This window comes from Spirochaetae bacterium HGW-Spirochaetae-1 (assembly GCA_002839375.1).
Classification (GTDB): Bacteria; Spirochaetota; UBA4802; order UBA4802; family UBA5550; genus PGXY01.
Genome location: PGXY01000009.1, coordinates 238,630 through 265,397 on the forward strand (window position 1 = coordinate 238,630; position 26,768 = coordinate 265,397).

Sequence of the window (26,768 nt, forward strand, 5' to 3'; positions counted from 1 at the left end):
CACAAAAATCTTCTCTTTTTTATGTAAATTTGTATAATATTATTCTTGTAAACAGGAAGGTAGTATGGGTCAGGAAAAAGTGCTGGGGAAACTGGAATCGCTGTTTAAAGAAGAACAATGGGGGAGGATTGAACCCAAGGATATTGGTATATCCAAATTTAAAATACTAGAAGATCTTTTCAATTCCGTAGTTTCTGAAGGGCTGGTGCTGGATACACAGTCTATCTGTAGAAAACATCTTGAGGAAACAGGTGAATCCATCACCGCCATGTATATGCTGGGACTTATCGGCTACCATAATGATCGTATAGATGATTCCATACAACTGAGAAAGCTTATAGATATTTTTATTAACAGCCAGAAATGGGCTGTGGTGGAGATACTTGCCGAGAAGATTCTGGAGTATGGTGAAAACAGCGTTGCTCTTCGTGCCCTGGCTGTGAGTCTCGAGAGGCTGGGAAGAGCGCGTGAGGCCATTCCTGTGCTGGAAGGACTGCTGAAAATTGACCGGTTCGACACCGAGGTGGCCAAAAAGCTCGCTTTTGCCCTCATTAATGAGGATTCTGAAAAGAGCATTTATTACATGAAACTCGCAATTGAAGGATTTATAAAGAACAAGGATTTTGACGAGGTAGTCACACTATGGAATAAGCTGGTGACTTTTTCATGGGAGGATGTGACTTTCTTTGAGAGAATAGAAAGAATGCTGGCTGAAGCGAAACAGCAGGAGCTTGCCGCAACATTACTCAAGACGCTTTTAAACAAGTATCGTGATGAGGAAAATCCGTCACAATCCATTGAACTGATTAAAAAAATATTGGCCTACAGGCCCGATGATAATCATGCGCGCCGGGACCTCATCAGGCTGTACCGCATCAAATACGGGAACCATTCTCAATTTGAACAGTTTCTCAAACTGTCGCGGCTCAGCAATTTTAAAATACCCGTTAAATTAGCCATACAGGATTTTGAGAAGAATATTGTTTTCGACAAAGGTAACTACGCCTTTCATAATTCATGGAAACTGGGGAAAATAATTGATATCGACATGGAGTCCATTGTTATCAGTTTCAAAGACAAGCAGGAACATAAAATGTCCGTTCAGATGGCACTTCAGTCTCTTACGCCGATTCCCGCAGATCATCTTTATGTCCTGGAGTATGACGATCCTGAAATGCTGATGAAGCTCTTCAAAGAAGATTTCATACAATTCTTTGAAATTCTAATAAAATCATACGGTGGAGAGATAAATGCCGCCGATGTCAAAAGGGAACTGATTCCGCGATATATCGAGGAAAAAAATTGGGGGAAATGGTGGAACAAGGCCAGAACGGAAATCAAGAAGGACCCCCTTTATGGCGTATCTGAAAAGAAGAAAGATCTTATCTTCATGCGGGACAAACCGGTGACATTCGTTGAGGAGCTTCTGGATAAATTTTCCAGGAGCAGTTCCTTCGGCACCCGTCTTGATATTGCCCTGGAATTTATCAATAACATAGAAGTAAAAGAGGGGGCTTCGGTCGTTCACTTCTTTATTGATTATTTTACCGACGAGGCTAAAGGAGATTCCAATACCAGGCTGATTCTTTCTTATTTTATCCTTAAAGACCTGGCGCGATATGTGGAGCCGGGGAAGCTTAAACTCGATACCATACAAACAAAGGTTATGGATTTTATCGGTAAAAGCAGTGAGTTGCATCTTATCTCGATGAAGATAGGTTCCTATGATTATAAAAAGGATTTTGTAAATCTTATAGAGGAATCGAGAGAAGATTGGCCCCAGGTAGTTGCCGAAATGCTCTTCGAGACTCCGGTGAGAATTCACAAATATATCATCAATAATCTAATCAGGGCTCATGCTTATAACATAATCAATAATTTTATCGACCGCGTCATGACGGGAATGAAACAGTCACCGGAGATATTTATTTGGGTGGCCCGGAATCTTTTCAACAGGATTTGGGATTATCAATGGCTTGACTATTCCCGGAAGAGCTTCGCAATAACATTCTTCAGGCTCATGAATGAATTGAAAAAAATTGAGACCGAGGGCAACAGGCTGAAAAACATAGCAATGGATATTCTTTTTGACAATGATGCCGTTGTTCTCAGGGATATCATCAAGGAAAATGACAAGGCCTTTGCCGGAAGAATTTTTGATGTTTTCAGCGATCTTCCCTATGTCGAGGAAGCGCAAAGGGAAAAAGTGCTGTCTCACATTAAACAGAAGTTCCCCGATTTTACCCGCGAGCATGCAGCTAACGGTGAGGTTCTGGATCTCGATGTGGAGCGTCTTATAGTAACCCAGGACGGGTATGAAAAAAAGAAATCGGAACTGGATCATATGGTTAATGTGGAGATGGTACAGCTATCAAGGGAATTATCCAAAGTGGCCGAAGCTACCGGTGACATGAGGGAAAATGTTGAATACAATGCACTCATGGAGAAGCAGTCTATTCTTGAGATGGCTATCTCCAAACTGGATAATGAGATGAAACAGGCTGGCATTCTGGATTTTTCCAAGGTATCCACGGAAATAGTTTCTGTTGGAACAGTGGTATCCTTTGAGGACGTGGAGCAGGGTGAAAAAAGGATTTATACGATTCTCGGTCCCTGGGATGCTGATTTTGAGAGGGATATTCTGTCATACCGATCACCTATAGCACAAGCCATACTGGGCAAAAAAATGGGTGAAGAGTTTACGTTGAAAATTGATGAAGGAAATAAAAAGTTTCGTATTACAGCCATTAGCAAATGTGCCGGATGATGTACATTCGGTTGTTGTTTTAAAAGTATACTCTAAATTTTGTTTGACAAATAGTACCTTCAGTTTATATGGATAGCATCTTTGATGCCGCGATGGTGAAATTGGTAGACACGCTAGGTTCAGGGTCTAGTGGGCGTACGCCTGTGAGGGTTCAAATCCCTCTCGCGGCACATTATCCTTCTTTTTAATCGTAATTGTTGTACTTTCCTGCTCCACAATGAACAATAAACTCTGCCCGGATTAATATTACAACCTGTCAATTTTCTTATCATTTCTATCGAAACCTGTTTTTTCCGCTGTTTGTGCCTGCTGATCAGGATGTACTATACGGGCTCTGCCAAAACTTACTTTTTAGAGATTCCCTTATACTGATATTCCTTTACTATAGCTGCCGGGAACATGGATTTTCCCATACATAAAATCATTTAAATTGCGGTGAAAAATGGTTATTAAAAATGAAAAATCATCCGAAAATATATTAAGAGTTATAATATGTCGCCTTTGATTGGGACGATTAAATTTATAATCCAGGAGCAGGGTATGTCAGTTATGCTACAAGATATGGTCGTTGTGGAACTTCATGAAAAAAACAAGGCTGATATCATACGTGCCATTAAAGAAAAAATGGGTGAAATCGCAAATGGGGATCTGTCCGAGCCGCTCTACCTGAAAAATGTCACTGTGCTTGATTCAAGCTGTTCTCCAAATGACGAGCCTGTTTATATGAAACTCAACAGTATATTCTGTGATGAAGAGGGCATCCTCTGTGGTGATATGGTGGGGGATTTAAATAATTTTGCCAATGGTATCATGTTCGGTCAGAGTGTGGAAGAACTGCAGCTTGAAGATCTGGAAAATATTCTTGATAATCTGAATGATGAAAGCTGGTCTGTTATTTTAAATGACACAGGAGTAAGAAATAAAAAGATACCGTCCATCAATCCATTCTTGAAAAAGGCCATAAGTTTTGCCAGGGGTGCCTGATCATCGCGCGGATTGCAGGTAAATAATAATGAAGATACCAGATAAGGAATTTTACGCGGAATTCAACGAAATGATCATTGATATCGGATCGAGAATGTTTGATCTGCAGATTCTGCAGGGAAAGTATATCACTGATTTGCTCAGTTCCCTGTCGGCCGACCATATGGAACTTGACATGAACATTCCGCTTTATAATGGAGATTCTTATAGCACGGTTCACCTGGAAAGTATCTACTATGATAATGAAGATGATATGGTGAAGGTTGCTATCGCCGGAAAAAAAGAGATGATTCTTCTCTGGAGCGATATTGATGTGGCATCTCAGAATGAAATACTGCAGACGGTACACTTCAATTGCATGTCGGAAAAATCCTTTAATGACCTGAACGATGGTGAGAAGCGGTATTACGTATGAGATTGTAGTTCCATGTAAATATGCATGGGTGATTTGATAAATAAAAAAAGGGTCCCCGGAGGGACCCTTTTTTTATTTATTTCATTACTGTTTTTTCAGTCTTACTTGATAGCGGCTTTTATTGCATCAATGGCTTTCTGAATTTCAGCAGCGTTCATTTTTCCTTTATAGAAATAGATAACCTTTTTATTTTTATCGATGATAATGCAGAATGACTGCTCGTCGGCGTTTCCCAGGTTCCATGCTTTTTTCAGTACATAGTTATCATCCATCAAAATGGTGGAATTGAATTTTGCCTCTTTTTTGCGTGCAATCATCCGTATAATTGAATTGGGCTTCCAGGTATCCTTGAGATTGCCTATCCCCAAACCGCGGTATTTATCTTTCGGGAACTTCTGGGCTTTAAGGGCATCACCTGCCGGATCGTTGATGTCGGCTACATCGGGATCGTTATAGAAAATCGTTATGACTTTATTGCCCAGATCAGGAATGGCCGTTGCTTTATCATTTGAGTCCTTAAGCTGAACATTGCTAACGGTGCTGCCTACTCCAAGGGCAAAAGCGGTCCCGACGGCAAATACAGTGAGAATTGTCAGTGCGGCCAATAGGAAAAGTAAGGATTTTCTCATATTTTTCATTAATAGTTCCTCCAAGGATATTTGTTTAACTTTAAAAGTTATGAGAAGAATAACCTATATTATTGAATTGTCAAGGGATTAATGCGATGTCTTCATCGGGTATTCAAAATTTTATTTTCTGTTTTAGTGTGCAAGGGTATCCCAGAGAATGCTCTTTCCGTCCATGACCGGACCGTCCATGCAGGCTCTGCGGAATCCCGCCGTGGTTTCCACTGTGCATCCCACGCAGAGACCTATGCCGCAGCCGAAATAATTTTCCAGGGAAACCTCGATAGGAATATGGGCAGGAGTTATCCTGACCATCTCGGCCATCATGGGTGTGGGGCCGCAGGTGTAAACCATGTCGAAATCTTCCGATGCCAGAACTTCCCGGGCTGCCTCGGTAACGAAACCGCGTTTTCCCGTGGTTCCGTCATCGGTAACGGGAATGAATGTATGGGCCATGGCCGCGTATTCCCCCGTCATGTACATGAAGTCTTTCGAACGGGATCCGTACAGGTAGGTGACGGATGCGCCATTTGTTTTCAGTTTATTGCCCAGATAAAAGAGGGGGGCATTGCCTACTCCCCCGCCAACGAGGAGTGCTTTTTTAACGCCTTCCATGGAAAATCCCCTGCCCAGTGGTCCCAGTATATCCACGGGACCCGGCATGGATGTGGAAATGAGCCGTGTTCCTCGTCCTACTACCTGGATGATGATTTCCGTGATATCATCTTTAATATCATATATGGAAAAGGGGCGGCGGATGAGGGGGTCCGTGCCTTCGCCTGTTTTTATGCTTATAAACTGGCCTGGATATGCGGGCTGTGGACACCGGCCTATACGTATCAGGTAATGGTTCAGTGACACTTCCCGGGGTTTTTCAATAATCTCCGCTACCATGAAATCCTCGTGTTACGCTTGCTTTTTACGATGATGCTGCGGCATTAAATGCACGCTGTTCATCCTACAGGGTCATGCTGTGTAATTCTGTATAAATGGGGCCTGTTTTTGTCAATAGTGATTTGAAGAGAACCAGTTTTTTAAACCGGGTTGTGCAGTAAACCGTAGCCCGGTTATCTTCCAGATATTTGACGAGTTCACGGGGTGCCTGGCTGTTTTTCCGGATACGGGCCAGGGTGAGGTGCGGTTTAAAGGACCGGTCTTCGGGTGGAAATCCAAAGGGTTCGGAGAAAAGTTCAATTCTGCGATGAAGTGTGTTTATTTCCGGGCCCGTATCCAGGCCGCACCATATCACTGAAGGTGACGCTATGCGTGGGAAAGCGCTCAGACCCCTGGCGGAAAAAGCAATGGGATTTTCTTCGATTGTGAAATTCTGAAACGCAGCGATTATCGGGCCGGCAATATCATCGCCGCACTCTCCCAGAAATTTAACCGTGATGTGCATGTTCTGTGATTCTACGGGTTTGAGTATTGTCTGATATGTGCCCAGGTAAGAAAGAGGCTCCTGCATTGCCTGAATAAGATTATCATCAAAGGTAAGGGCGAAAAAAAGCCGGGGCATTACGATCCTTCAATTATTTTCGGCACGACTATATGGCCGTTTTCAAAGGAAGGAGCGATTTTTTCCAGTTCAGATACGGGCAGGGATGGTCCCACGGTATCGCTTCTGAATACATTTTTTAATTCCACTATATGGTCCGCCGGTTCTATGGATGCTGTGTCGAGCTCTTTGATTTTTTCCACATATTCTATGATGTCGGAGAGCTGGCGGGAAAATTCCAATTTTTCCTCTTCTGTCAGTTCAAGCCGCGCCAGCCGGGAAACTTTTGTTATCTGATCCTTGTCAATTTTCATCAGGGAAGGTCCTCGTATTCCTGTTTCTTTTCAATAAAATGCTTTCCTCGTGTCCTATACTCGAATCTTTGCATGTCAAATGCAATAATTTTTTTAATGCCGGTATAACTGAGATGAAAATTAATTCGATAAGAACGGACCGTTACAGGCAGGGTTGGGAACGCAATTATTCTGATGAGCCTGTCCGAGGGAGGAATAAAGGAAAGTTCGTAGCGAATCGTATCGGTATCGAAGTTTATTTTTTCAAGGTTCTCTTCTTCGGTCACCAGTCTTCGGGGTGTAAAAATCTCATCGAAATTGAAGAATTTAAAAATGTCTGATTTGAAAGTGTCTTTTATCCTCTTTGAATCCATGTTGTCCATGGAGACGTCGCCGTAGGACAGTGATACATTCTCCAGCACGAGGGGCTGTTCCGAGGTGTTTTTCAGGCTTGCCATGAAGAATTTCAGCCGGGGGACCCTGTATTGGGCAAATCCACTTTTTTCATTTATGAAGGGCGTAAATTCAAGCAGATTTTCCCATTCCTCATCCTGTATCTGACGGATGGCGATTTCTGAATGCATACTTCGGATGATGGCGGTTCCATCATTTTTTACTTCCACTTTACCACTTTCTTCGGGCCGGTCAAAGTGTTCCAGGCCCGGCCGGGAAGAGCAGGCAAAAGAGTGTGCCAGAAGCAGGATCAGCGCAGCAAGGGTTACCCTTATTCGTATCATGAATACACGATACACGGGCCTATTTTACTGTCAATATAAAAGAAATGCAGCCTCCAAATTATGGAGTGTCGTCAGCTTTCAGCTGCTATTTCATCCACCAGGGCTGAAAAGAGTGTGATTACATCGGCATTGGATTTTCTGAGCCACAGGCTTATCTGGCGTGCGATGGCCCTGGTTATAGCCAGTCCCATGGCGGGATTGGCATCGCCGAATTTTATAAAATTCTTCCGGTTTATAACCAGGCAGTGGCATTCGCTCCTGGCGATGACCGAGGCGGACCGCTTGTCATTGTCAATGAGGGCCATTTCTCCCACATAGATACCGCCCATGCTGGAATCGAGCGTTGTCACGGTATATTTTTCGTTCTGGAGTGTTTTTTTAAGGATATCGATTTCGCCGTCGAGAACGATATAGAGTTCATCGCCGTATTCGCCTTCCTTTATTATGGATTTCCCTTTCCGGTAACTCCGCATCGTGCAGATGGCGAGAATTTTTTTCATGGCTTCTTCGTCATGGCAGAACATGCCGAAGATATCCACCTGCTTCAGCTTATCAAGGATGCTTTCATCTGTAGCTGTAGTACGGGCACTCATGATTATTCCCTACCCTCAATGATAATGGCCTTGCTGTATTTTTTCAAGATATAATCGGGATATGGATTGATAACGGGCTGATTTGCCTCCAGGGTTTTTACCTCCTTGAGGTTATCAACGAGTTTGGAAATATCGGGAGTCTTCTGCGCATCCCGGATGGCCTCGGTTTTCCTGCTGAAGAAGTTACCCGTATTTTCCAGCAGCCCGATGAGCACGGAGCGGTTCCTGCTCATGTAGAATGAAAATAGCTCATCATAGGTCAATCCTATATACTTGTCCGGGACATCCTGGGTTGTAATGGAGACATCGGCGTTGACGTTGAGCAGCTCGCTGATGATATGGGAGATACCGCTTCCCGCCGAGGCATTGGCTATGAGAGACCGGTTGTACTCACTGGAGAGGATGATCTCGTCACAGTTGGAGAACTTCAGGTATCGTTCGAATTTCTTGTCCACGAGCTCGGCGCAGGTATAGGCCGATTTTGTGATGGATTTAATGGTTATAATGGCCATGACCGTACGGGAATCAACTTCCTGGACTGAGCCGGGAACCAACCGGTCCGCCAGCACCAGTACCTTCTGCGCATGTTTCAGGTTCGCCCGGTGAAGCACCCGTTCATCGATAAAATCACCGCTGATGAAATTGATCTGGGAAAATTGCTCATCGCTCTTGATATTTTCTATCTCTTCCGGATCGGCCATGTTGATCAGTACTATTTCCGATGGGAGGAAATGTTTATTCTTTTCCATGACGTCGTGCAGTATCTGCACCATGTCACGCTTCCAGCCGCATATGATAAAATGGTTTTTTAGTTTTAAATCCTTCAATCCCTTCCCCTCCTTGAGCTGTTTTTCCACCAGGAACGAGGCGATGTTACCGGTGATGACCCCCACGAGCGACATGCCGAAAAACATGAGAAGTATTCCCATAAAGCGGCCCGCCCGCGAGATGGGATAAAAGTCTCCGTAGCCCACGGTCGTGGATGTGACAAAACTCCACCAGATGGAATCTTCCAGGGTCTTGATGTTACTTTCCCTGGTTGCCACTTTTTCCCCGTTGACGATGCTGTATGCCAGATAGTCTTTTTCAATATAATAGGTGGCGAAGGCCAGGGATACGAGGAGAAATATCCCGATTATGAGGACCTTGATGAGCATGCTGCGGGAAAGCTTTCCGGTAATCTGCCGGATAAACCTGCTTCTGAAGATGTGCTCGTATATATATCTGAATATTTGCATTTCTTTCTGCCATTGCTCCAGTTTTATTTTCGTAACAATGGCGGAAAGAGTTTAATGAAAAAAAGATAACGTGAAAGGATGCAGGATCAGACTTTAAAAAATTCCACAGCCTGTTTCAATTTTATTACTACGTCTTTCATCGCATCGGCTCCTGCTGACAGTTCCTCGGCGCCTGAAGCGTTTTCCTGGGTAAGTTCGTTGATGCTGTTCATGGATTTGGCGATTTCCTCTATAGCTGTTTTTTGTTCTTCCGTAGCCCGTTTGATGTCTTCGGAACGCAATTTTACCTCGTCGGCCTCACGGTTGACCGCGGTGCTTGTCTGCATCTGGCTTTCCATTATTTCAGATATGTTCTGTATCATTTCATCGATCGATTTGACGCCGACGATAATGGAATTAATCACGTTTGTGGAATCATCGATACTGCCTGTTCCTTTCCGGATTTCAGCGTCATTGTTTTTTATGAGTGTCTGAATATCGGAAAGGCTTGTGGAAGTCTTGTCGGCAAGCTTGGAAATTTCATCGGCAACGACGGCGAATCCCCTTCCTGCTTCCCCGGCGCGCGCAGCTTCGATGGCTGCATTGAGGGCAAGGAGATTGGTTTTGTCGGAGATGTCATTGATAATATTTATTACTTCTCCCATCTTTGCTGAACCGGTGCTGATGCCTGACATGATGGAGTGAATTTCACCGAGGGACTGCTCTCCTTTCTGTGCCCTGATGGAAATATCCCGTGTGACATTTTGCCCTTCCTTAATTTTGCCTCCCATGTCATTTATTATATGGGTGAGCTTGTTTATGGTGTCTATAAGCGAAGAGAGGCGATCATACTGGTATCGGGCGTCACCGGAGATGGCGTCAATGCTGGCCGAAATCTCTTCGACAGTGGCGGTTACTTCCTCCGATGAGGCGGACTGGTTCTGGGCATTTTCAGAAAACGAGGTTGTTGTTGACGACATTTCACCGGCAGTCAGCGCCAGTGATCCGGCGATATTCTGTATGTTCCGGATAATCTCTGAGAATGCCTGCTTCAGGATATTTATGCCGGTTGTCATCTCGCCGACTTCATCATAACTGCTGAGATGCAATGTTACGTTGAGGTTTCCCTTGGAGAGTTCCATGAGGGCATTTTTACTTTTATTGAGAATGGAGAGTTTTTTCTTTATGATAAACCGTATAAAAAATGAGATAATAGGAAGGGAGAGAATCATGCTTATCATTATAAATAATGTGATCCGCCACGCCTGGTTTTCGATTTCAGTCTCATCAATAGTCATAATAAAGGATGTTTCATTTCCCTGTTGTTTTTGGATAATGCCGATTTTCCATGCGTCATTAAACAGTATTCTGAATTCATCATCATTATTATCTTGTATTTTTTTATATATGTCCATTTCCTTCCCGGTGATTATGGACCTATCATCAGTGGAAATGAGAGTTCCCTCTTTTTTCAGAATGATCAAATGAGCGCTTTTCCATTGCCTGAGAACGTTATAATATTGCTCGTTGAAAACGGTTGTATTGTCCAGACCGGATACCTTGCCGGCCGTTATAAATTTCATCTGTTCGACGAAAATATTTTTAATTCCACGGTTCATGAAATTATGTGTTCCCGTCGTTATAAAAACGGCAAGGATTGTGAGGGTGATAATTACTGCAATTGAAAGAAATCCGCCGAGACTTGAATTTGAGGTATAATCAGAATTATCCTGCCGGTTGAAAAAGCCGTATCCCGCTATTTTCGCCAGCATGTTTTCGGTTACGGTGTAGAACAATAATGCTCCGAAAAGACTGTTGATGATTAGTACTGAGATCATGTTGATCATCTGCGTCAGGGAAGGGTGGAGCAGATAACTGATTATTCCGACGATCATGCCCATGATTACAACCCAGCGCAGTATTATGTTTATCATGTTTATTTTAGGGAGTATCCGGTAGCGTTTATAGGCACGTTCATATATTTCATCGGGTACGGATTCTGACCTCAAGAGAAGATTGAAATACAGGGTAAGAGGCGTCGTTAAAATTCTCCAGATGATGTATGAAGAAGCGAAAGACAGAAGGATGCCTGTTCCGACAACGCCGAGAAATATATACATAAGCCCGCTGTCAATATTCGCGGCATGGTAGAAAACAATCGTCGATAACGGAATGATTATGATATGGGAGATGCCATCGGTATAAAGATATGAACGGCGGAAGAAACGAGCAAGATATATTTTTTCTTTGCAGAGATCAGGGTCGGGTTTTTTGTTGAGCTTAATATTCATTGTGGTATCCCTATAATAGATAAAAAGTAAACCTCGATAAATTGTGATATGAATGTTCCCCTGCAGCCGAGGTCATTTCACACATCTCATGTGGCCTCGACATTTTCATTTCTTGTTTAGCAAGCACAACCATAGGTACATTCATGTGTTCAGTGTTTGTTTTTTTTCTTTTTGTTTTTTAAAAATTGAATATAGTGTTTTTTAATAGTTTCCGGTGTGGGAGGGCATCCCTGAACCGTTGGGAAGCCCATCTTTCGGGCTGTTTTACTCGTACAGTCGCCGAATCCAATCGTGTTGTCCAGATTATCGATAGAACCGGAATATTTCCCGAAGATTATATTTTTGATTCCGCGGAGTCCGCCCAGGCCTATGACTTTTATGAGAAAGACCGGGTCGCGGAAAGCATCCTTGAAAGGAACGGCACACTGTGTGCACATCGTTTTATCGATGTAGATATGGGTATTAAGTATCTCCACGAATTTTTCATTGGGCCTGACATGAGGCCGCATGCATTTCTCCAGAGAATGACCGACTATTTCGAACCCCTGTGCGACCGGCATGTGAGCGATTTCATTGATATCGTATCCCATTATTGTGGCGGCCACATTATCTGCGGCGATCATACTGGTTGAGGCGATGATAAGACCGGTATCTTTTTTGGGTGTTCCCGTATCCAGAGGGCCATTGCCTTCCAGGGATAGTATACCATCAATAATGGTGAAATCAGGCTGAACGAGATCGGCCAGGCTGATAATACAATTATGCAAATCATAGGTGCGGTGGAAATTTTTTTTTATATTTGTTTCCAGAAGACCCTTTTGATTTTTTATGCCCAGGGAAACCGAGGTCTGAAGATGGGTTTTCATTTTAGCTACATTGATGTATTCGTGTGTCTTCAGGAGAGTGGGGAGTTTAAGTATTCCATGCTCCCATTTTTGAGAATATCTCTCAACGGTATCGAGACTCAAAATCCGGACACCATATTTTTTTTCAAAATGGTTATATCCGGTTTTCCTGATGACCCTGGCAAAGGATACGTGAACACCGCAGCTGTCTCCTATGATTATTTCTGCGCCTGGGTAATAGCGCTGAAGGTATTGTATAATGGCCTCTATGACGGCAGGGTGGGTGACAATGCCGGAGCGTGGATGAAAGGCATCAACAAGATTTGGTTTGATAAAAAAGCTGTTTTTTTTTGGCTCATAACCGGACTGAATAAAAATATTTTCAATCATTGAATATGCTTTGCGATAAGTTCCCTGTGCGGTAATCACCAGGGGCATTGTCCTGCTGGATTTTTTTCTGTTCATAGGGTTACCCGGAGTTGCGGGGTTCTTCTCCATTTATCTCATTGAATTTAGTATTGATTGGTCATCCGATCAAAATTAAAATATATCCTAATATGGGATTAAGTCAAGTAAAAAATCTGTAACGGAGTTTCAGTATCTGTTTTTATACAGATACTGAAATTAAAAGGTACAAAAGATTAATGGGAGTACATGTGAGAGTGCTATTAATACTGCGGTGTGTCCCTTGGCCCGGTGAAGAGCTTCCGGGGCATGACTGCCAGTGCAGCCAGGAGCGAAAGGCTGATAATAGCGAAGATGGTTACGATAATAAGGATGAGCATCTGATTTTTAATGATATTGACGCGCTGCATGGATACGCCGATGAGAAAGGCACCCCAGTGACGATTATGGAGCCGTACCGGCGCGCCGATATTCCACAGCTTTTCACCCGTATCCCGGTCGTACAGAAGTGTTGTAGTATCATTGCCGTTGTACTGCAGTGCCTGTTTGATGGCCGGGTATGTGGCAAAGTTGCGCTTGGAACGGCTGTGGTATAGGTCGTGCTGGAGCTTGCCCGTGGATGGCTGGGAATATTTCAGGTTATGCGTAGGTACATAACCGTTTTTATCGATGAGGATGGCAAAGTCAACATCGGGATCTTTTAAATATTCATCCTGAATGAGTTGAATGTGCTGATCGAAAATTAGATCATACCTGGTATGGTATTTGGGAGGATTAATTCCTTCAATACGGATATAATTGGTATCAAAAATATCCTCCTCTTTCAGCATGCCTGCTTTTACCATTAATTCCATGACCTCGCTCATTGCCCGGGCGCCTGAGAGGGCCTCAATTCTGCATTTTTCAAAGAGCTGGTCTTCCAGTTTTTCAAATATCATGCTTATAATAAAATAGGAACCCACACTGAGAACTATACATATTCCGACTATCAGCATTACTTTTCTTATAAAACTCATGGGGCACCTTTTTTTATATAGTTATGGATAGGACTTTATACCGGTTTAACCACATAGGCCTTATCGGTCATACGTCCCCCCGTCTTGACGGTTCGACATCAATATAAGCAATTATCCCTTTAACAATGAAAAAAAAATCGAAAAATGTCAACGATTTTTGCTTTCACTTGACTTTTAGTCTCTTGGGGGAATTCTATGGAATCAAAAACCGGAATCAATTGAGATGAAAAAACGCCTGTCCTTCATTTTACTCCTGTTATTCCTGCCTGTCACTGCGGTTTTTGTTATGCAGTCCGTGATTTATTCTTTGGAAATTGATCCCATTCAGGTCTTTTTTTCTCCCCGAGAGTTGAAAATTCTCAGGGAAGGTGCGATTATTACCAGATCCCGTGTAAAAAACGGTACAATGATCACATCAGAAGGGCCGGTGGGTAAGATAACTATCCCCGTAACGAAGCAGATTCCCGCCAGTTTGAATGATTTTGACCTGCTTGCCGAGGAGAAGGCCTTTTTTCCCCTTGTCACGGGTAAAAACGAGCCTCTTGCTCTGAGCAACATGCTTTTAGCCTTTTCACGGCTGCGTGGCATGAAATATTATTCAAGAACCGGCGGCGTCATGGAAACCCTCATTATCCAGAGCAGGAGAATATCTTCGCCGGGATCAACAGCGGCGGTTCCTGATCCTTCCTATGGCGACATACGTGAAAAGCGGATGCATTATTTCATGTTTCAGGACAACCGCTTCGGCAATCAGCGGTTTCGCAGCGAACTCATCAGCGATGGATCAGATTTTATGCTTAAAAATATCTCCCTGGAGGCCATGAAGAAATATGGTATGCTTGTTAACAATGCCGGTGAATATCAAATGATCTATTTTTTCCTCTATGACGCCAATGCACGGGGATATTTCTATTATGCCCTGCATGCCATGCGGGTTCGCAGCGCCGGTTTCCGGAGCATGGGGCTGGTAACACCGGAAAGTTTCGGTAATCGCCTCCGGGCCAATACGGTCCATTTTGCCGGGCTCATGGGATTGGACTGGACGGGTCGAATCAGTCCTTTTAAATGAGTTCCCGGAACGTTATCTATTAATCGATATGGACTTGATTTTTTACTGCCGTGATACTTGAATGGACAACACTTTAATAAGGGATTGAGACATGGATCTGAGTTTAACCAAGACACAGAAGATGGTGCAGAAGCACATCAGGAAGTTCTCCCGGGAAGTGCTGGCTGAATGGTCGCTCTACCTGGACCGCGAGGCAAAGCCTCTTCCAGGCGATATAGTGACCGCCATGGGTAATCTGAATATATGGGGGATACAGGCTCCCCGGCAATTCGGCGGAGCCGACCTTGATACGGTCAGTTATGCCATAGTCATCGAGGAGATATCGCGTGTCAGCGCCTCGATAGGACTGGGAGTGACGGTCCATAATTCCGTATGCCTGGCCCCCCTGCTGAAATTCGGCACGGAAGATCAGAAGGAGCGTCTTGCCTATGATCTGTCAACGGGGAGAAAGATCGGTGGATTTACCGTAACGGAGCCCAATGCCGGTTCCGACGCAGGCGGTGTCCAGACAACGGCCTCGGATGACGGCGATGCCTATATCCTGAACGGTCAGAAGGCCTTTGTCACCAATGGCGGCGTGGGCGATGTTTTTCTCGTTGCCGCCGTGTTTGACGCAGCCAGGAAGAGCAGGGGTATAGGGATCTTTATCGTTGAAAAGGGGATGCGGGGATTTTCCGTGGGAAAAATCGAGGACATGATGGGGATGCGGGGGAATATGGTTTCCGAGCTCATACTGGACAATGTACGCGTTCCGAAAACCAATGTGCTGGGACGGCCTGAGGACGGATTTAAAATATCCATGCAGACCCTTGATATGGGGCGTATCGGTATAGCGGCACAGGCCCTGGGCATCGGCATGGCCGCCTATGAAGCGGCAGCCGTCTACGCGACGGAGCGCAAGCAGTTCAATAAACCAATCGGCACATTCCAGGGAGTGTCCTTTAAGCTGGCCGAGATGAAGACGAAGCTCGAGGCTGCCCGGCTTCTCGTTTATAAGGCCGCCTGCAATAAGGATAAAGGTCTTCCCTATACGACCGAAGCGGCCATGTGCAAATATTATGCGCCGGGGGCGGCCCTGGATGTGTGCCAGGAGGCCCTGCAGATTTTCGGCGGATACGGTTACGTCAAGGAACTTCCCGTGGAGCGTTATTATCGGGATGTGAAAATAACACAGATATATGAGGGGACTTCCGAGGTCATGAAGATCATTATCGGTAACGCCATCCTCAAAGAATTCAGCAAGTTATAATATAAGGGAAAGAGCCATGCTTACTATTGCCGTGTGTATAAAACAGGTACCCGACACCCATATGGTTAAAATCGATCCTGTCAGGGGTACCCTGGAGCGCGACAGGATACCGAACATAATGAATCCCGATGACATGCATGCCATCGAGATGGCCCTGTCCCTCAGGGGGCGCTACGGTGGTACCGTAACCGCCGTAACCATGGGGCCTCCCCAGGCAGCCGAGATACTCGAAGAGTCCTATGCCATGGGTGTAGACAGCGCCGTGCTCGTCTCGGACTCCTGTTTTGCCGGGTCCGACTCTTATGTGACGGGGAAAATACTCTCGCGTGCCATTGCCGGTCTCGGTTCCTTCGATATTGTGATCACCGGCGTGGAGGCCGTGGACGGAAGCACGGCCAGCGTGGGATACCACCTCTCGGAATTTCTCCATATGCCCCTGATTACGCAGATTCATAAAATCGATATCGAAGAAAAACATGCCGTCATAGAACGGTTATATGGACACGAATACCAGAAGATACGGGTCGATCTTCCTCTGATATTGTCGGTGAATAAAAGCACCAACGTTGTTCGCTTTCCGGCCCTGGCAGATATCCGGACCTGTTTTGAGAAGCCCATCAGAAAAATGACCATGGAAGATATAGGCGGATCGGAAAAGGAATACGGGTTATACGGTTCACCGACGGTTGTTATCCAGTCCGAATCCTTTGTCCACGCCAGGGAGCGGGAAACCATGAACGGAAACCTGCAGGAAAAGGTCGAGGAGCTCCTGGTCAGGCTGAAGAAACATAATATCATCAGGTATTGATGACATCCTCTCAATGTATGGAAGAGCGGCATATGGAAAAGAAAGGCGGAAGAGAAAGTAAAGGCGTCATGGTCTTCGTGGAGATACAGGACCACGAACGGGTGCTCGAGGGAGCCCGTGAGTTGTTGACAAAGGGCAGGGACCTGGCCGACAGGCTTGGTGAACAGGTTTATGCCGTTGTCCTGGCACTTGAGGCTGAAAAATATCTGGCTGACGTTAAGAATTTTGGACCTGACTTTATTCTTTATATGAGTCACAATGACCTGAAGCATTACAATAGTGAAATATTTCCAGAACTCTTCACCGGACTGATCAGAGAATATAATCCTTCCATTCTGCTCATTCCCTCCACGGAGGCTGGATCGGACCTGGCGCCCCGTCTTTCCCAGCGTTTTCATACGGGCCTGACAGCCCATTGCACCGGTCTTGACATTATCGATTCGGAAAAGCATGGAAAGGGACTGCTGCTCATGAAGAGACCAGCCTTCAGCGGGAACATGGTGGCATCGATCATCTGCCCCGAAAGCCGGCCCCAGATAGCCACGGTGCAGCCCGGTGTCTTTGAAAAAGCGGAAAGGACCGGTCTGCATGCCGATGTGATTGAGCTTGCCTATTCGTTCGATTCCTCGTCACTACGGGTCGTAAACTGTGAAGCGCCGCGGCGCTGGGACAGGTGTACTGTCTCCCTGGAGCAGGCCGATGTAGTCATTGCCGGCGGAAGGGGACTTGGTGCTAAGCGTAATTTTGACAGGCTTTTCGAATTATCCCAGATGCTGGGCGGGGAAGTGGGAGCGACACGTGTCCCCGTTTTTAACGGTTGGTGCGGGATGGAGCGGATGATCGGCCAGACAGGCAAAACCGTGAAGCCCCGGCTCTACATGGGATTTGGCATATCGGGACAGATACAACACACAACCTCCATTGTTGATGCTGAAATAATCGTATCGGTCAATGCCGACCCGGGAGCCCCCATATTTGATATTTCCGATTATGTCATACAGGAAGATGCCGCCAGGTTTCTCGAAGCTCTCATAGAGCGGCTCAAGAAGGAGAAACTTACTTTCGCATGTGGCATGTAAAGTGGAAGCTGTTCTATGGCCCTGTTTCCGGTGTCAATGATAGTCTGTAAAATTGGGCTTGATTTTAATACCCGGAAGCATTACAATCGATGTGTACCGTCCATATAATTAAACACCACCGGGGGCCGTCATGTCTGATGATAATCTTTATCGTGATCTCTGTAGTAAAATGGGGCTGGTCAATTCAGAAAGCCTTTTTAAAGTATGGAAAACTCTCTGCACTGTTGAGGAGGCCAGGGTAGCCCTCATGCTGCCGGGCCATGTGGATGAACTGGCCGTGAAGTCCGGTGATGATAAAACCAGGGTCGCCGGCCTTCTTACATCACTTTTTAAAAAGGGTGCTGTTTTCAAATCGCAGCGTGACGGGAAAACCGTGTATAAGCTGGCAAAGAATATCATCCAGTTTCACGACGCAAGCATTCTCTGGGATGATGCCGACCAGGACTTTTTCAATATGTGGAAACGAGTCATGGATGAAGATTTCGCCGCCATGATGCGGAACCTGCCTGAATCGGTGAAACTCCCCTCATTCATGCGGGTCATTCCTATTGATGAGCATATTCGGCACGGCAGTGCAGTTCTTCCCTACGAAGAATGCGTACACCTCGTTTCGAAAGCAGAGCAGCTTGCCGTGGTAAAATGCCCGTGCCGGCTGAGCCAGCAGAATTGCGACGCGCTCATTGAGGCCTGCATACAGCTCAACCGGGGCGCTGAATACGCCCTTGACAGGGGGCACGGCAGACAGATCAGCCGGGAGGAAGCCCTGGATATCCTGAAAAAATCAGAGGAAGCCGGACTCGTCCACATGGCTGAAAACAAGGGTTATGGAAACGTCATCTGTAACTGCTGCAACTGCTGTTGCGAAATGTTCCGGTTGAAGGATAATTCAAAAAAGGAATGGATTCTCTCCCCGAGCCGCTATCATGCCGATGTTGATGCTTCGCGGTGTACTGCCTGCGGGCTTTGTCTTGATACCTGTCCTGTTGACGCCATAACGCTCGGTGATGTTTCAGAAATCGACACGAGTCTCTGCATAGGATGCGGTCTCTGTGCTGCAAACTGCCCGGAGAAGGCTATTTTGCTGGTACCGGTGCGCGAAGAACAGCATATACCGGTAAAATAAGAGGAGACCCCTATGAAAGAAATATGCCATGATGGGAATATTTTTATCTTGACGTATGAAAAAATATAGGCTTTCTTTTCTCTAAGATTAGAAAAGCCATGGCGCAGGACAGCAATTCAAAAAAAATAGAACGTCGGGCCCGTTCACTTCTCTTAAACAAGGAAATCCCCCAGGCCAAGATGGAGCTGGTGCGGGCCCTTATGAACAACGCCGATATACATTCCGAAGAGCGGTATCGAGCCATCATCGAACTGATACAGGGATGCCCGGATCGGCAGGTGAAGGAGCTCGTTGAAGCCTCAGACCGGAAACGGCAGGCAGCCGTTCGAAGAAAAAAACCCCAAGCTCCTTCGGAAGAGAGGGAGCAGCTCGCCGCCGCGTCCGTGGAATATATGCCCACGGAAACATCCTATTACATCGATGAATTGAGAAAACGCTATGACTATCTGGGGCTTTTTAAAAAACGCTTGCTCGTCCGCCGGAACAACCGGTTCGGCATCGGTTTCCGCAGGAGGCTCATCCCCAACCGACGGCTTCTGAAAGTCATGGGAGACATAGTCGGTTTTCAGCAGGAAATAGTCATGAGGCTCTCCACAATTCTCATGATGATCCTGAACGATAAAAGCATAGAAGACCCATCGGTATTCAACTATCTGCGCCGCATACGCGTCTGGCTCATGGTGGAGCCCCTGTGCAGCCAGTCCATGAACACGATTAAATGGATGGAGCGCGCCAATTTTGAACGGGAGTTCCGGAATTACCTGGTTAACTATTTCGGTTTCCAGAAGATGGGAGGCGAACTTAAAGAAGAAATCATTCTCATGGTTGAAAATAAGATGCGGGAGATGGAGGACCTGAAGAAAGAAAATATTTATGAGAAAGAACCCGATCATCTGCGCCGCGAGAAAGAGAAAAGAAACCTGACAAGGGAAAAAACAATCTATGACTATATGGTCCTCTTCCGGTCCTTCCTCTACGGCGAACAGATGGAGAACAATATCATAACAGATTTTCTCAGGCAGCAGTATCGTATCAGTGGAATAACCACGTTGTTCACGATTATCATAGAAGTGCTTATATATCAGCGCCCTGCGAAGATTGAGGAATTTATCTACCGCTATCGGGTCAGGACTCCCGAGGTGAGTCCTGAAGTCTGGGATTACAGCGAGGACTATCTGAAAAAAGTAGGGAAGGATCCTGAATCCAGGAGACAGCGGGAACTGGAGCACCTGAAGAAGAACGTTTCTTCCTATGAACTGGTATACAAGATGCTTAAGGTTGAGGACAGGGGCAGAAGCCTTCTCATGCGGGGGGTCGAGGCCCAGTGGAAGATACTGGACAAGAGCAAACATGATCCCCAGGATGTTTTTGATAATAATTATATCAACTATCTCGATGCTGCCGTGCAGTTTTTTAAAAATGCTTTTACCTGTCTCATAAACGGCACTCCCATAACGTTCCGTGACGAGCATCGCGACGAGTTCGAGAGCTCCGTTTTTACCGCAGATATTTTTGACGATGAACTGAAGGCCTTTGAAAGCCTGCTTAACGCGATGCACCAGTTCAGGACCGCCAATCCGACCCTGAACCTGAAGCGGGAGGAGGCAGTAAGAATAATGAGGAAACAGCTGGCCACCATGAATCACGTGGAGGACCTGATCGGTTCCATGGGGGAATATTTTTATGACCTGGCAAAGAAGCTGCTTTTTTTCTATGAGCAGCACCGCCTGTGGATTTTTTACGGCAATCAGGCCTCCGGTAAGGGCATGATACGGAGGCCACTGGAGCGCACTGATCTGGCCGGGGAGAGAGAGGAGGGAAGGCCGCTTCCCTTTTACGACTGTTCCATTATCAGGATTGAAAGCGGCACTGCTCTGAGCGACCAACTCGTGGGGAAAAAAGTGCTTGGCAATTCTTCCGGTGAAGGTATCATTGGTTATATAATATCCTACGCGTTTCAGATTGCTCACCAATGCGGTAACTCCCGGCTCCTCTCTGATCTTGAGGAGCGAAAAAAAATCCTCCGACGGATACAGGACCTGAGTTAAAACTCACATGAACTCTATATAAAATTATATATTTAGAAATGTTTTTTTTGTTTTCTCTTGACTTTTTTCCCTAGGCTGAAAATATCATTCTGAAATGAGAAAATTACATTTTCAGGGTGATATTTATGAAGCATATAGCGAACCTTAATCTGGAAACATGGGTAAAAAAACAGATTCAGCTGTGGGAACAGGCAAAAAAGGATATAATTAAAACCGATGAATTAAAGCCTTTTATAACCATATCACGGGAATATGGATGCCTGGTTAATCCCGTTGTTCTGGCGTTGGCGGAAGAATTGAATAAATATGAAAATAGCGACCAATGGAACGGTTATGATAAGGATCTGCTGCAGAAAATTCATGACGATTATGCAGTGAATGAAAAACTGCTGGAGACGCTGGATACCAAAAAGCGCGAAGAAATGACGGAACTGATGCGTGGTATGCTTACCGATTATCCTCCCCAGGTACATGCCCATTTACAGCTCATCAAGACCGTCCGGACGCTGGCAATTCAGGGACGAAAGATAATTGTGGGCCGGGCCGGTGTAGTCATAACAAAGGATATGAAATATGGCCTGCATGTCCGCATGGTAGCACCATTGGCCACGAGGATACAATCTGTGATGGAACGCCATGGAATCCGTGACAGGCTTGAGGCCGAAAAACTGGTGAAGGAAAAAGACAGGGCACGTCATGATTTTATGACCCAGTATGTCAAATTTGATGCCCAGAATCCTGCATCTTATGATCTCACCATAAACATGGCGAAATTTTCCCCACAAGAAATGATAGATCTGATTATCAATGCACTCAAGTCGAAAAAATTCCTGAAATAGACGACGAGAACCACGTATATGACATTCACAAAAGGGGTATGCCGAAAGGGTACCCCTTTTTTATCCCTTCTGTTGCGGCCATGCCATGAAAATATATTGCGAAATTTAAAAATATATATTATTCTCGTCAAATACCGCGAAACGTTATTTTACGGTCAAGGAGCGCCATGTTCATACCAACGACAAAAGAAGAGGTTAGTGCCCTTGGTTGGGCACGCCTCGATGTCATTCTCATAACCGGCGATACCTACATTGACCATCCATTCATGGGTATTGCGGTAATCGGCCGTGTCCTCATGGACCGGGGATACCGCGTGGGAATCATTGCCCAGCCAGACATCTCCGGCAGCGCCGATATTGCACGTCTCGGTGAACCGATTCTGTTCTGGGGAGTCACCTCCGGTTCGGTGGATTCCATGGTATCGAACTATAATGCCGACAGAAGCAGGCGTAAGCATGATGATCTTACGCCGGGAGGGGAGAATGACCGCCGTCCCGATCGCGCCCTTATTGCCTATACGGGGCTTATACGTCGTTATTTTAAGAATACGGTTCCCATTGTCCTGGGAGGCATCGAGGCAAGTCTCAGACGTATCGCCCACTACGATTACTGGCAGGATCAGGTCAGGCGCTCCGTACTTTTGGACGCCAAGGCCGATATCCTGGTCTACGGGATGGCCGAAAACAGCATAGTGGAGCTTGCCGACGCTTTAAAGAACAATGAAGATTTTTCGTCCATGGACGGTATCTGCTACATAGCAGGAAGTCCAGGGCAGGATTGTATCGAACTTCCTTCTTATGAGGAGGTATCCCGCGATGATATTTCTTTCGAGAAAATGTTTCACCTGTTTTATCGGAACAGCGATCCCGTGTCGGGCCGGTGCCTGGTGCAGAAACACGGAAATCGGTACCTGGTCCAGAACCGGCCGGCAAAACCTCTCTCCGTTGACGACCTTGACAGGGTAAATGAGCTTCCCTATGAGCGAGACGCCCATCCCTATTACGGGAAGCAGGGCGAGGTCCGGGCCCTGGATACTATCAGGTTTTCCATCACCTCACACCGGGGATGCTTTGGAGGATGCAATTTCTGCTCTATCGCCGTACATCAGGGACGGACCATTGTTTCCCGGAGTGAAGATTCCATCCTGCGCGAGGCCGGGGAGATGGTACGGCATCCCCGGTTCAGGGGTATAATAAATGACCTGGGGGGCGCTACGGCCAACATGTACGGCATGGATTGTGCGGTCATGAAGAGGGGGGGATTTTGTACGGGCAGGCGTTGCCTTGATGAAGAACGGTGTTCCAGGCTTGATATCGGTCACGCACGGCAGCTGGAACTGCTGAGAAAAATCAGGACGATAAAGGGGATAAAAAAAGTTTTTATCGCCTCGGGTATCCGTTATGACCTTATTGTCGATGATACACGTTTCGGCAGGGAATATCTTGCCGAGATAGTACGGTACCATCTGTCGGGGCAGATGAGGATAGCCCCGGAACATGTGGAGGACAGCGTGCTGCATCTCATGGGAAAACCCTCGGTGCGAAGGCTCAAGGCCTTCATTGCCATGTTCAGGGAGGCTGTGCAGGATATGGAGAAAAAACCGGTCCTGACTCATTACCTTATGGCCGCCCATCCGGGGTGCTCCGTCGATGACATGGTAAAAATGAACAGAATACTGTCGGGGGAATTAAAGGATATTCCGGGCCAGGTCCAGATTTTCACGCCTACCCCCTCGACATATTCAACACTCATGTATTATACCGGCAGAGATCCCTTCGACGGCAATGAACTGTTCGTGGAAAGAGACATGGGAAAAAAAGTAAAACAGAAAAATACGGTTAAACCCCGTCGCTTATAGACAGTGGGGATTTTACGGGATATATGCCGATATATATATAAGGTACCTGTTCTTTCGGTTCGTATGAAGTACATCGGAAACGGTTATTACACACAGAAAGGTATGGAAGATTGAGAAAACTCAGAATTGCTCTAACACTTCTTGGTGCCACCATAGCCATTGGCACTATGGGCTATCATGTAATTGAAGGCATGACCGTTTTTGAGGCCTTTTATATGACCATCATAACTATCAGTTCCGTCGGCTTCCAGGAGGTGAGACCTCTGACAGTGGCGGGTCGGATTATCACGATATTTGTCATTGTCACGGGCATAACCATCGCCGGATATACTCTTGGGACCATTCTCCGGATGTTTATTGAAGGAGAATTGCGGAAAACTTTCGGGAGAAGAAAAGTGGAAAAGAAAATTGCTGAATTGACCAACCATTATATAATCTGCGGGTATGGCAGAATAGGAAAGCTCATTGTGAAAGAGCTCGATGCCCGGAACATGGATCATATCGTCATTGAAAACGACGCCCAGAGTATTGAGGAACTTGAAGTCGACGGGTATCTCTATCTTCCCATGGATGCCACGGCTGATGAGACCCTTGTCAAGGCGGGCATACAGCGTGCAAAGGCCATAGTGACGGCGGTAAAATCCGATTCCGATAATGTATTTATAACGCTCACCGCCAGGGGGCTAAATCCTAACATTTTCATACTTGCCCGTTCTTCTGAGGAAAAAAATGAGATGAAACTCAGGCGGGCCGGAGCCAGCCGTGTTGTTTCACCATACCTTATAGGCGGGAAAAGAATGGCCCAGGTTCTCATCAAACCCACGGTGGTGGATTTTATTGATATCGCCATCATGGAAAGCCATCTGGGTCTGCAGATGGAGGAGGCCGTTGTCAGGCCGGGGTCTCACCTGGTGGGGAAAAACCTGGTACAGTCCAATCTCAGGAAGGATTACGGCGTGATCATAGTACTCATAAAAAAACACAGCGGTGAGATGATTTTCAATCCACTACCCGTCGAAGTACTGGAAGAGAATGATGTTATAGTGATGATGGGGAAAACGGAAGACATGGTACGAATGACCGAGGTAATATGAAGTTTTGTTCCGGATTTATTTCTGGTGGGATGGTTTCTTTCTGTCCCGCATCAATCGTGATATGCCGCTGATAAGATCGTCGAGCTTGAAGGGTTTCGGGATGAAGAGGTCAACAACGCTTTTATAGGCCTGCAGTTCGTCCAGGGCCCACCCTGAAAGAAGTATCGTGGTTATATCCTCTCTGATTTCCTTGATGCGCGCCGCCAGTTCAATGCCGGTGATTCCGGGAATGCCGTAATCGGTTATAACAAGGTCGTAATGGTTTTTTTTAAACTCTTCCAGTGCCTCACTGCCGTTTCCTGAAATGAATACCCTGTTTCCCATCCTGTCAAAAAGTTCGAACAATATTTTCTGCAGGCCTCTCTCGTCTTCAACGACCAGGATGTCCAGATCCCTTATTTTAAAATCGGAATTTTGAATTTCTTTTTTTGACTTGTCCTGTATCATGCGCGGGGGAAAGACAGTCTTGATGGAATAAGCTTCGGCCGATTCCTCTTCAATTATTTTCAAGCTTATTTTTTCCGCGGCCTGCCTGATGTCTATTCCTGAAAAGACGTTGACCATGTTGGGCAGTTGCAGTATTTCACCATCCTGGCCGTTCTTCATTATGTTGATGGTAAGGCAGAGATTGCTGTTTTCTTTCAGCGTTATAAAGAGAATTCCCTTTTTCTGAATGAAGGCCGAAACTTTTAGTATGATGGAGATGATGATTTCCCGCAGCAGGTTTGTGTCAACGCGGACATTGACCGCGGTATAGTATTTTTTTTCAATGGTGATATTTCTTTTCTTTTCCTTGTCTTCCACCTTGAACTGCATCTTGGAAAATTCAATGGCATCCTCTATGATGTTAACCAGGGGCTCCATCCTCTCCTCGTTGAGGCTGCTTTTTTTGGCGATGGAATTCTGGACGCGGCGCAGGTTATCGACGATGTCGAGGGCGGATTTTTCAATGGTTCGGATGCCTTCCATGACGGTTTCTTTCTCGGTTATCTGAAGGAGTAGCTGTGTCTGGCTCATGATGACATTGATGCTGTTATTCAGTGAATGAAGAAAACCCTTGGTGATGTCCTGCAGGAGCTGGATCCTGTTGATGGAGTTGATCCGTTCCTTCAGGGCCTTTATCTCGGTAATATCCTCCAGAATTATTTCCACGAACATGATTTCATTGCTTTCAAGAATGGGATAGATTATAAGGTTGACGATTTTTTCGCCCTTTTCGCCGGCAGATACCTTGATCTCACCTTTCCGTTTGATGGGAATGTCACCTTTGAAAATTTCCGAAACCGATTGTCTGATACGTTCGGCGTCAAAGGGAAATATGGATTTATAGCTCACGGTTTTTTTGTCGATGATATCTTCGCAGCTGCAGCCCAGAAATCCTTCAAGGGATCTGCTGCATTTGATGATCTCCATGTTTTCATCGAGGCGCATGATGGGTGTGATGCAAAACTCAAAGAGCTGCGTGTCGTACCTGAAGTTGTCCTGTGAGAATTGCGAAAGTGTTGAACGGTCAAAGGAGAGTATGCGTTCATCCACGACTCTCAGCATGGCCAGAATAGAATACACCTTTTCTTGTTCGAAAAGAGGAAACAGGTATATTTCCACGGGCAGCTGATTCCCATCGGGAGATTCCATGATGGCGAAGCAGTGTTTGCCTTGACCGTTACGGGCGCCGAGGTATGCCTGGGCGAGACGTTTTCTGTATTCAGGGAAAAGGGGATGCTGCCAGTCGAGCCTGTTAGGGCGATCCCCCGTTCCGAAAAGATTTTTGAATGACTCATTTCCGTAAGAAAGAAGCCCGTCAATGCCGATTATGCAAACGGGATAATTCATGGAATTAAATATTTTATAGTCGCATGAATCGACGGTTTCCGGTTGCAGCTCTTCCGGTTGATTTCTGGATATAGTGCTCATAT

The 26,768-nt window shown here is 45.8% G+C and carries 23 protein-coding genes and 1 tRNA gene; 13 read left to right on the forward strand and 11 right to left on the reverse strand.

Going from position 1 to position 26,768, the window contains the following annotated elements:
* Positions 1–64 precede the first annotated feature (64 nt).
* The 4 genes from CVV44_18440 (at position 65) to CVV44_18455 (ending at position 4,166) form a co-directional block, all read left to right on the forward strand.
* Entirely contained in the window at positions 65–2,767 is a 2,703-nt protein-coding gene (locus tag CVV44_18440; GenBank protein ID PKL36197.1) for a hypothetical protein, read from the forward strand.
* Between the two features lie 86 nt (positions 2,768–2,853).
* Positions 2,854–2,937 (forward strand) — tRNA-Leu (locus CVV44_18445).
* Positions 2,938–3,328: 391 nt separating this feature from the next.
* Positions 3,329–3,751: a hypothetical protein gene (locus CVV44_18450; GenBank protein PKL36198.1), complete on the forward strand. Its 423-nt coding sequence runs from the start codon at positions 3,329–3,331 to the stop codon at positions 3,749–3,751.
* A 28-nt stretch (positions 3,752–3,779) separates the two neighbouring features.
* Positions 3,780–4,166 (forward strand): hypothetical protein, encoded by a 387-nt coding sequence (locus tag CVV44_18455; protein PKL36199.1) that lies wholly within the window; start codon positions 3,780–3,782, stop codon positions 4,164–4,166.
* 101 nt (positions 4,167–4,267) lie between these two features.
* On the opposite strand, the gene CVV44_18460 is transcribed toward CVV44_18455, so the two are convergent.
* The 10 genes from CVV44_18460 to CVV44_18505 form a co-directional block, all read right to left on the reverse strand.
* The gene (locus CVV44_18460) at positions 4,268–4,804 is read right to left on the reverse strand and encodes a hypothetical protein (protein ID PKL36200.1); all 537 of its coding nucleotides are present in this window, start codon (positions 4,802–4,804) and stop codon (positions 4,268–4,270) included.
* 123 nt (positions 4,805–4,927) lie between these two features.
* Positions 4,928–5,686 carry a dihydroorotate dehydrogenase electron transfer subunit gene (locus CVV44_18465; protein PKL36201.1) on the reverse strand — a complete coding sequence of 253 codons (759 nt, stop codon included), beginning with the start codon at positions 5,684–5,686 and terminating at the stop codon, positions 4,928–4,930.
* Positions 5,687–5,750: 64 nt separating this feature from the next.
* On the reverse strand, positions 5,751–6,308 hold the full coding sequence (locus CVV44_18470; protein ID PKL36202.1) for an RNA 2',3'-cyclic phosphodiesterase: 558 nt from the start codon (positions 6,306–6,308) through the stop codon (positions 5,751–5,753).
* Positions 6,308–6,601 (reverse strand): Asp-tRNA(Asn)/Glu-tRNA(Gln) amidotransferase GatCAB subunit C, encoded by a 294-nt coding sequence (gene gatC / locus CVV44_18475; GenBank protein PKL36203.1) that lies wholly within the window; start codon positions 6,599–6,601, stop codon positions 6,308–6,310. Before gatC ends, CVV44_18470 begins: the two co-directional genes overlap by 1 nt.
* Positions 6,601–7,317: a hypothetical protein gene (locus CVV44_18480; GenBank protein ID PKL36204.1), complete on the reverse strand. Its 717-nt coding sequence runs from the start codon at positions 7,315–7,317 to the stop codon at positions 6,601–6,603. Before CVV44_18480 ends, gatC begins: the two co-directional genes overlap by 1 nt.
* A 71-nt stretch (positions 7,318–7,388) precedes the next feature.
* Positions 7,389–7,910: a cyclic nucleotide-binding domain-containing protein gene (locus CVV44_18485; protein PKL36205.1), complete on the reverse strand. Its 522-nt coding sequence runs from the start codon at positions 7,908–7,910 to the stop codon at positions 7,389–7,391.
* A gap of 2 nt (positions 7,911–7,912) precedes the next feature.
* Positions 7,913–9,148: a transporter gene (locus CVV44_18490; protein ID PKL36206.1), complete on the reverse strand. Its 1,236-nt coding sequence runs from the start codon at positions 9,146–9,148 to the stop codon at positions 7,913–7,915.
* A gap of 86 nt (positions 9,149–9,234) precedes the next feature.
* Entirely contained in the window at positions 9,235–11,418 is a 2,184-nt protein-coding gene (locus CVV44_18495; GenBank protein ID PKL36207.1) for a hypothetical protein, read from the reverse strand.
* A 149-nt stretch (positions 11,419–11,567) separates the two neighbouring features.
* Positions 11,568–12,761 carry a hypothetical protein gene (locus CVV44_18500; protein PKL36208.1) on the reverse strand — a complete coding sequence of 398 codons (1,194 nt, stop codon included), beginning with the start codon at positions 12,759–12,761 and terminating at the stop codon, positions 11,568–11,570.
* 170 nt (positions 12,762–12,931) lie between these two features.
* On the reverse strand, positions 12,932–13,684 hold the full coding sequence (locus tag CVV44_18505; protein PKL36209.1) for a hypothetical protein: 753 nt from the start codon (positions 13,682–13,684) through the stop codon (positions 12,932–12,934).
* A gap of 223 nt (positions 13,685–13,907) precedes the next feature.
* Between CVV44_18505 and CVV44_18510 the strand changes: the two genes are divergently transcribed.
* The 9 genes from CVV44_18510 to CVV44_18550 all read left to right on the forward strand — a co-directional run bounded on the left by CVV44_18510 (position 13,908) and on the right by CVV44_18550 (position 24,852).
* Entirely contained in the window at positions 13,908–14,753 is an 846-nt protein-coding gene (locus CVV44_18510) for a hypothetical protein (GenBank protein PKL36210.1), read from the forward strand.
* A gap of 91 nt (positions 14,754–14,844) precedes the next feature.
* A complete protein-coding gene (locus CVV44_18515; GenBank protein PKL36211.1) occupies positions 14,845–16,002 on the forward strand; it encodes an acyl-CoA dehydrogenase in 1,158 nt (385 codons plus the stop codon).
* A 16-nt stretch (positions 16,003–16,018) separates the two neighbouring features.
* A complete protein-coding gene (locus CVV44_18520; protein PKL36212.1) occupies positions 16,019–16,810 on the forward strand; it encodes an electron transfer flavoprotein subunit beta in 792 nt (263 codons plus the stop codon).
* Positions 16,810–17,889 (forward strand): electron transfer flavoprotein subunit alpha/FixB family protein, encoded by a 1,080-nt coding sequence (locus CVV44_18525; GenBank protein ID PKL36213.1) that lies wholly within the window; start codon positions 16,810–16,812, stop codon positions 17,887–17,889. The genes CVV44_18520 and CVV44_18525 overlap by 1 nt, the downstream gene beginning before the upstream one ends.
* Before the next feature lie 130 nt (positions 17,890–18,019).
* Complete coding sequence (locus CVV44_18530; GenBank protein ID PKL36214.1) at positions 18,020–19,012, forward strand: hypothetical protein; 993 nt, start codon at positions 18,020–18,022, stop codon at positions 19,010–19,012.
* 98 nt (positions 19,013–19,110) lie between these two features.
* Positions 19,111–21,060, forward strand: a complete 1,950-nt coding sequence (locus CVV44_18535; protein PKL36215.1) for a hypothetical protein — start codon at positions 19,111–19,113, stop codon at positions 21,058–21,060.
* A 125-nt stretch (positions 21,061–21,185) separates the two neighbouring features.
* Entirely contained in the window at positions 21,186–21,899 is a 714-nt protein-coding gene (locus CVV44_18540) for a hypothetical protein (protein PKL36216.1), read from the forward strand.
* Between the two features lie 167 nt (positions 21,900–22,066).
* The gene (locus CVV44_18545; protein PKL36217.1) at positions 22,067–23,758 is read left to right on the forward strand and encodes a YgiQ family radical SAM protein; all 1,692 of its coding nucleotides are present in this window, start codon (positions 22,067–22,069) and stop codon (positions 23,756–23,758) included.
* Positions 23,759–23,868: 110 nt separating this feature from the next.
* Positions 23,869–24,852, forward strand: a complete 984-nt coding sequence (locus CVV44_18550) for a potassium channel protein (protein ID PKL36218.1) — start codon at positions 23,869–23,871, stop codon at positions 24,850–24,852.
* Positions 24,853–24,867: 15 nt separating this feature from the next.
* On the opposite strand, the gene CVV44_18555 is transcribed toward CVV44_18550, so the two are convergent.
* Complete coding sequence (locus CVV44_18555) at positions 24,868–26,766, reverse strand: hypothetical protein (protein ID PKL36219.1); 1,899 nt, start codon at positions 26,764–26,766, stop codon at positions 24,868–24,870.
* Positions 26,767–26,768 lie beyond the last annotated feature (2 nt).

Coding starts and splice junctions, on each gene's coding strand:
- CVV44_18515 (PKL36211.1), top strand. CDS start 14,845: ATGGATCTGAGTTTAACCAAGACACAGAAGATGGTGCAGAAGCACATC.
- CVV44_18520 (PKL36212.1), top strand. CDS start 16,019: ATGCTTACTATTGCCGTGTGTATAAAACAGGTACCCGACACCCATATG.
- CVV44_18540 (PKL36216.1), top strand. CDS start 21,186: ATGAAGCATATAGCGAACCTTAATCTGGAAACATGGGTAAAAAAACAG.
- CVV44_18545 (PKL36217.1), top strand. CDS start 22,067: ATGTTCATACCAACGACAAAAGAAGAGGTTAGTGCCCTTGGTTGGGCA.
- CVV44_18500 (PKL36208.1), bottom strand. CDS start 12,761: ATGGAGAAGAACCCCGCAACTCCGGGTAACCCTATGAACAGAAAAAAA.
- CVV44_18455 (PKL36199.1), top strand. CDS start 3,780: ATGAAGATACCAGATAAGGAATTTTACGCGGAATTCAACGAAATGATC.
- CVV44_18490 (PKL36206.1), bottom strand. CDS start 9,148: ATGCAAATATTCAGATATATATACGAGCACATCTTCAGAAGCAGGTTT.
- CVV44_18510 (PKL36210.1), top strand. CDS start 13,908: ATGAAAAAACGCCTGTCCTTCATTTTACTCCTGTTATTCCTGCCTGTC.
- gatC (PKL36203.1), bottom strand. CDS start 6,601: ATGAAAATTGACAAGGATCAGATAACAAAAGTTTCCCGGCTGGCGCGG.
- CVV44_18495 (PKL36207.1), bottom strand. CDS start 11,418: ATGAATATTAAGCTCAACAAAAAACCCGACCCTGATCTCTGCAAAGAA.
- CVV44_18480 (PKL36204.1), bottom strand. CDS start 7,317: ATGATACGAATAAGGGTAACCCTTGCTGCGCTGATCCTGCTTCTGGCA.
- CVV44_18555 (PKL36219.1), bottom strand. CDS start 26,766: ATGAGCACTATATCCAGAAATCAACCGGAAGAGCTGCAACCGGAAACC.
- CVV44_18465 (PKL36201.1), bottom strand. CDS start 5,686: ATGGTAGCGGAGATTATTGAAAAACCCCGGGAAGTGTCACTGAACCAT.
- CVV44_18525 (PKL36213.1), top strand. CDS start 16,810: ATGACATCCTCTCAATGTATGGAAGAGCGGCATATGGAAAAGAAAGGC.
- CVV44_18440 (PKL36197.1), top strand. CDS start 65: ATGGGTCAGGAAAAAGTGCTGGGGAAACTGGAATCGCTGTTTAAAGAA.
- CVV44_18535 (PKL36215.1), top strand. CDS start 19,111: ATGGCGCAGGACAGCAATTCAAAAAAAATAGAACGTCGGGCCCGTTCA.
- CVV44_18450 (PKL36198.1), top strand. CDS start 3,329: ATGGTCGTTGTGGAACTTCATGAAAAAAACAAGGCTGATATCATACGT.
- CVV44_18485 (PKL36205.1), bottom strand. CDS start 7,910: ATGAGTGCCCGTACTACAGCTACAGATGAAAGCATCCTTGATAAGCTG.
- CVV44_18460 (PKL36200.1), bottom strand. CDS start 4,804: ATGAAAAATATGAGAAAATCCTTACTTTTCCTATTGGCCGCACTGACA.
- CVV44_18505 (PKL36209.1), bottom strand. CDS start 13,684: ATGAGTTTTATAAGAAAAGTAATGCTGATAGTCGGAATATGTATAGTT.
- CVV44_18470 (PKL36202.1), bottom strand. CDS start 6,308: ATGCCCCGGCTTTTTTTCGCCCTTACCTTTGATGATAATCTTATTCAG.
- CVV44_18530 (PKL36214.1), top strand. CDS start 18,020: ATGTCTGATGATAATCTTTATCGTGATCTCTGTAGTAAAATGGGGCTG.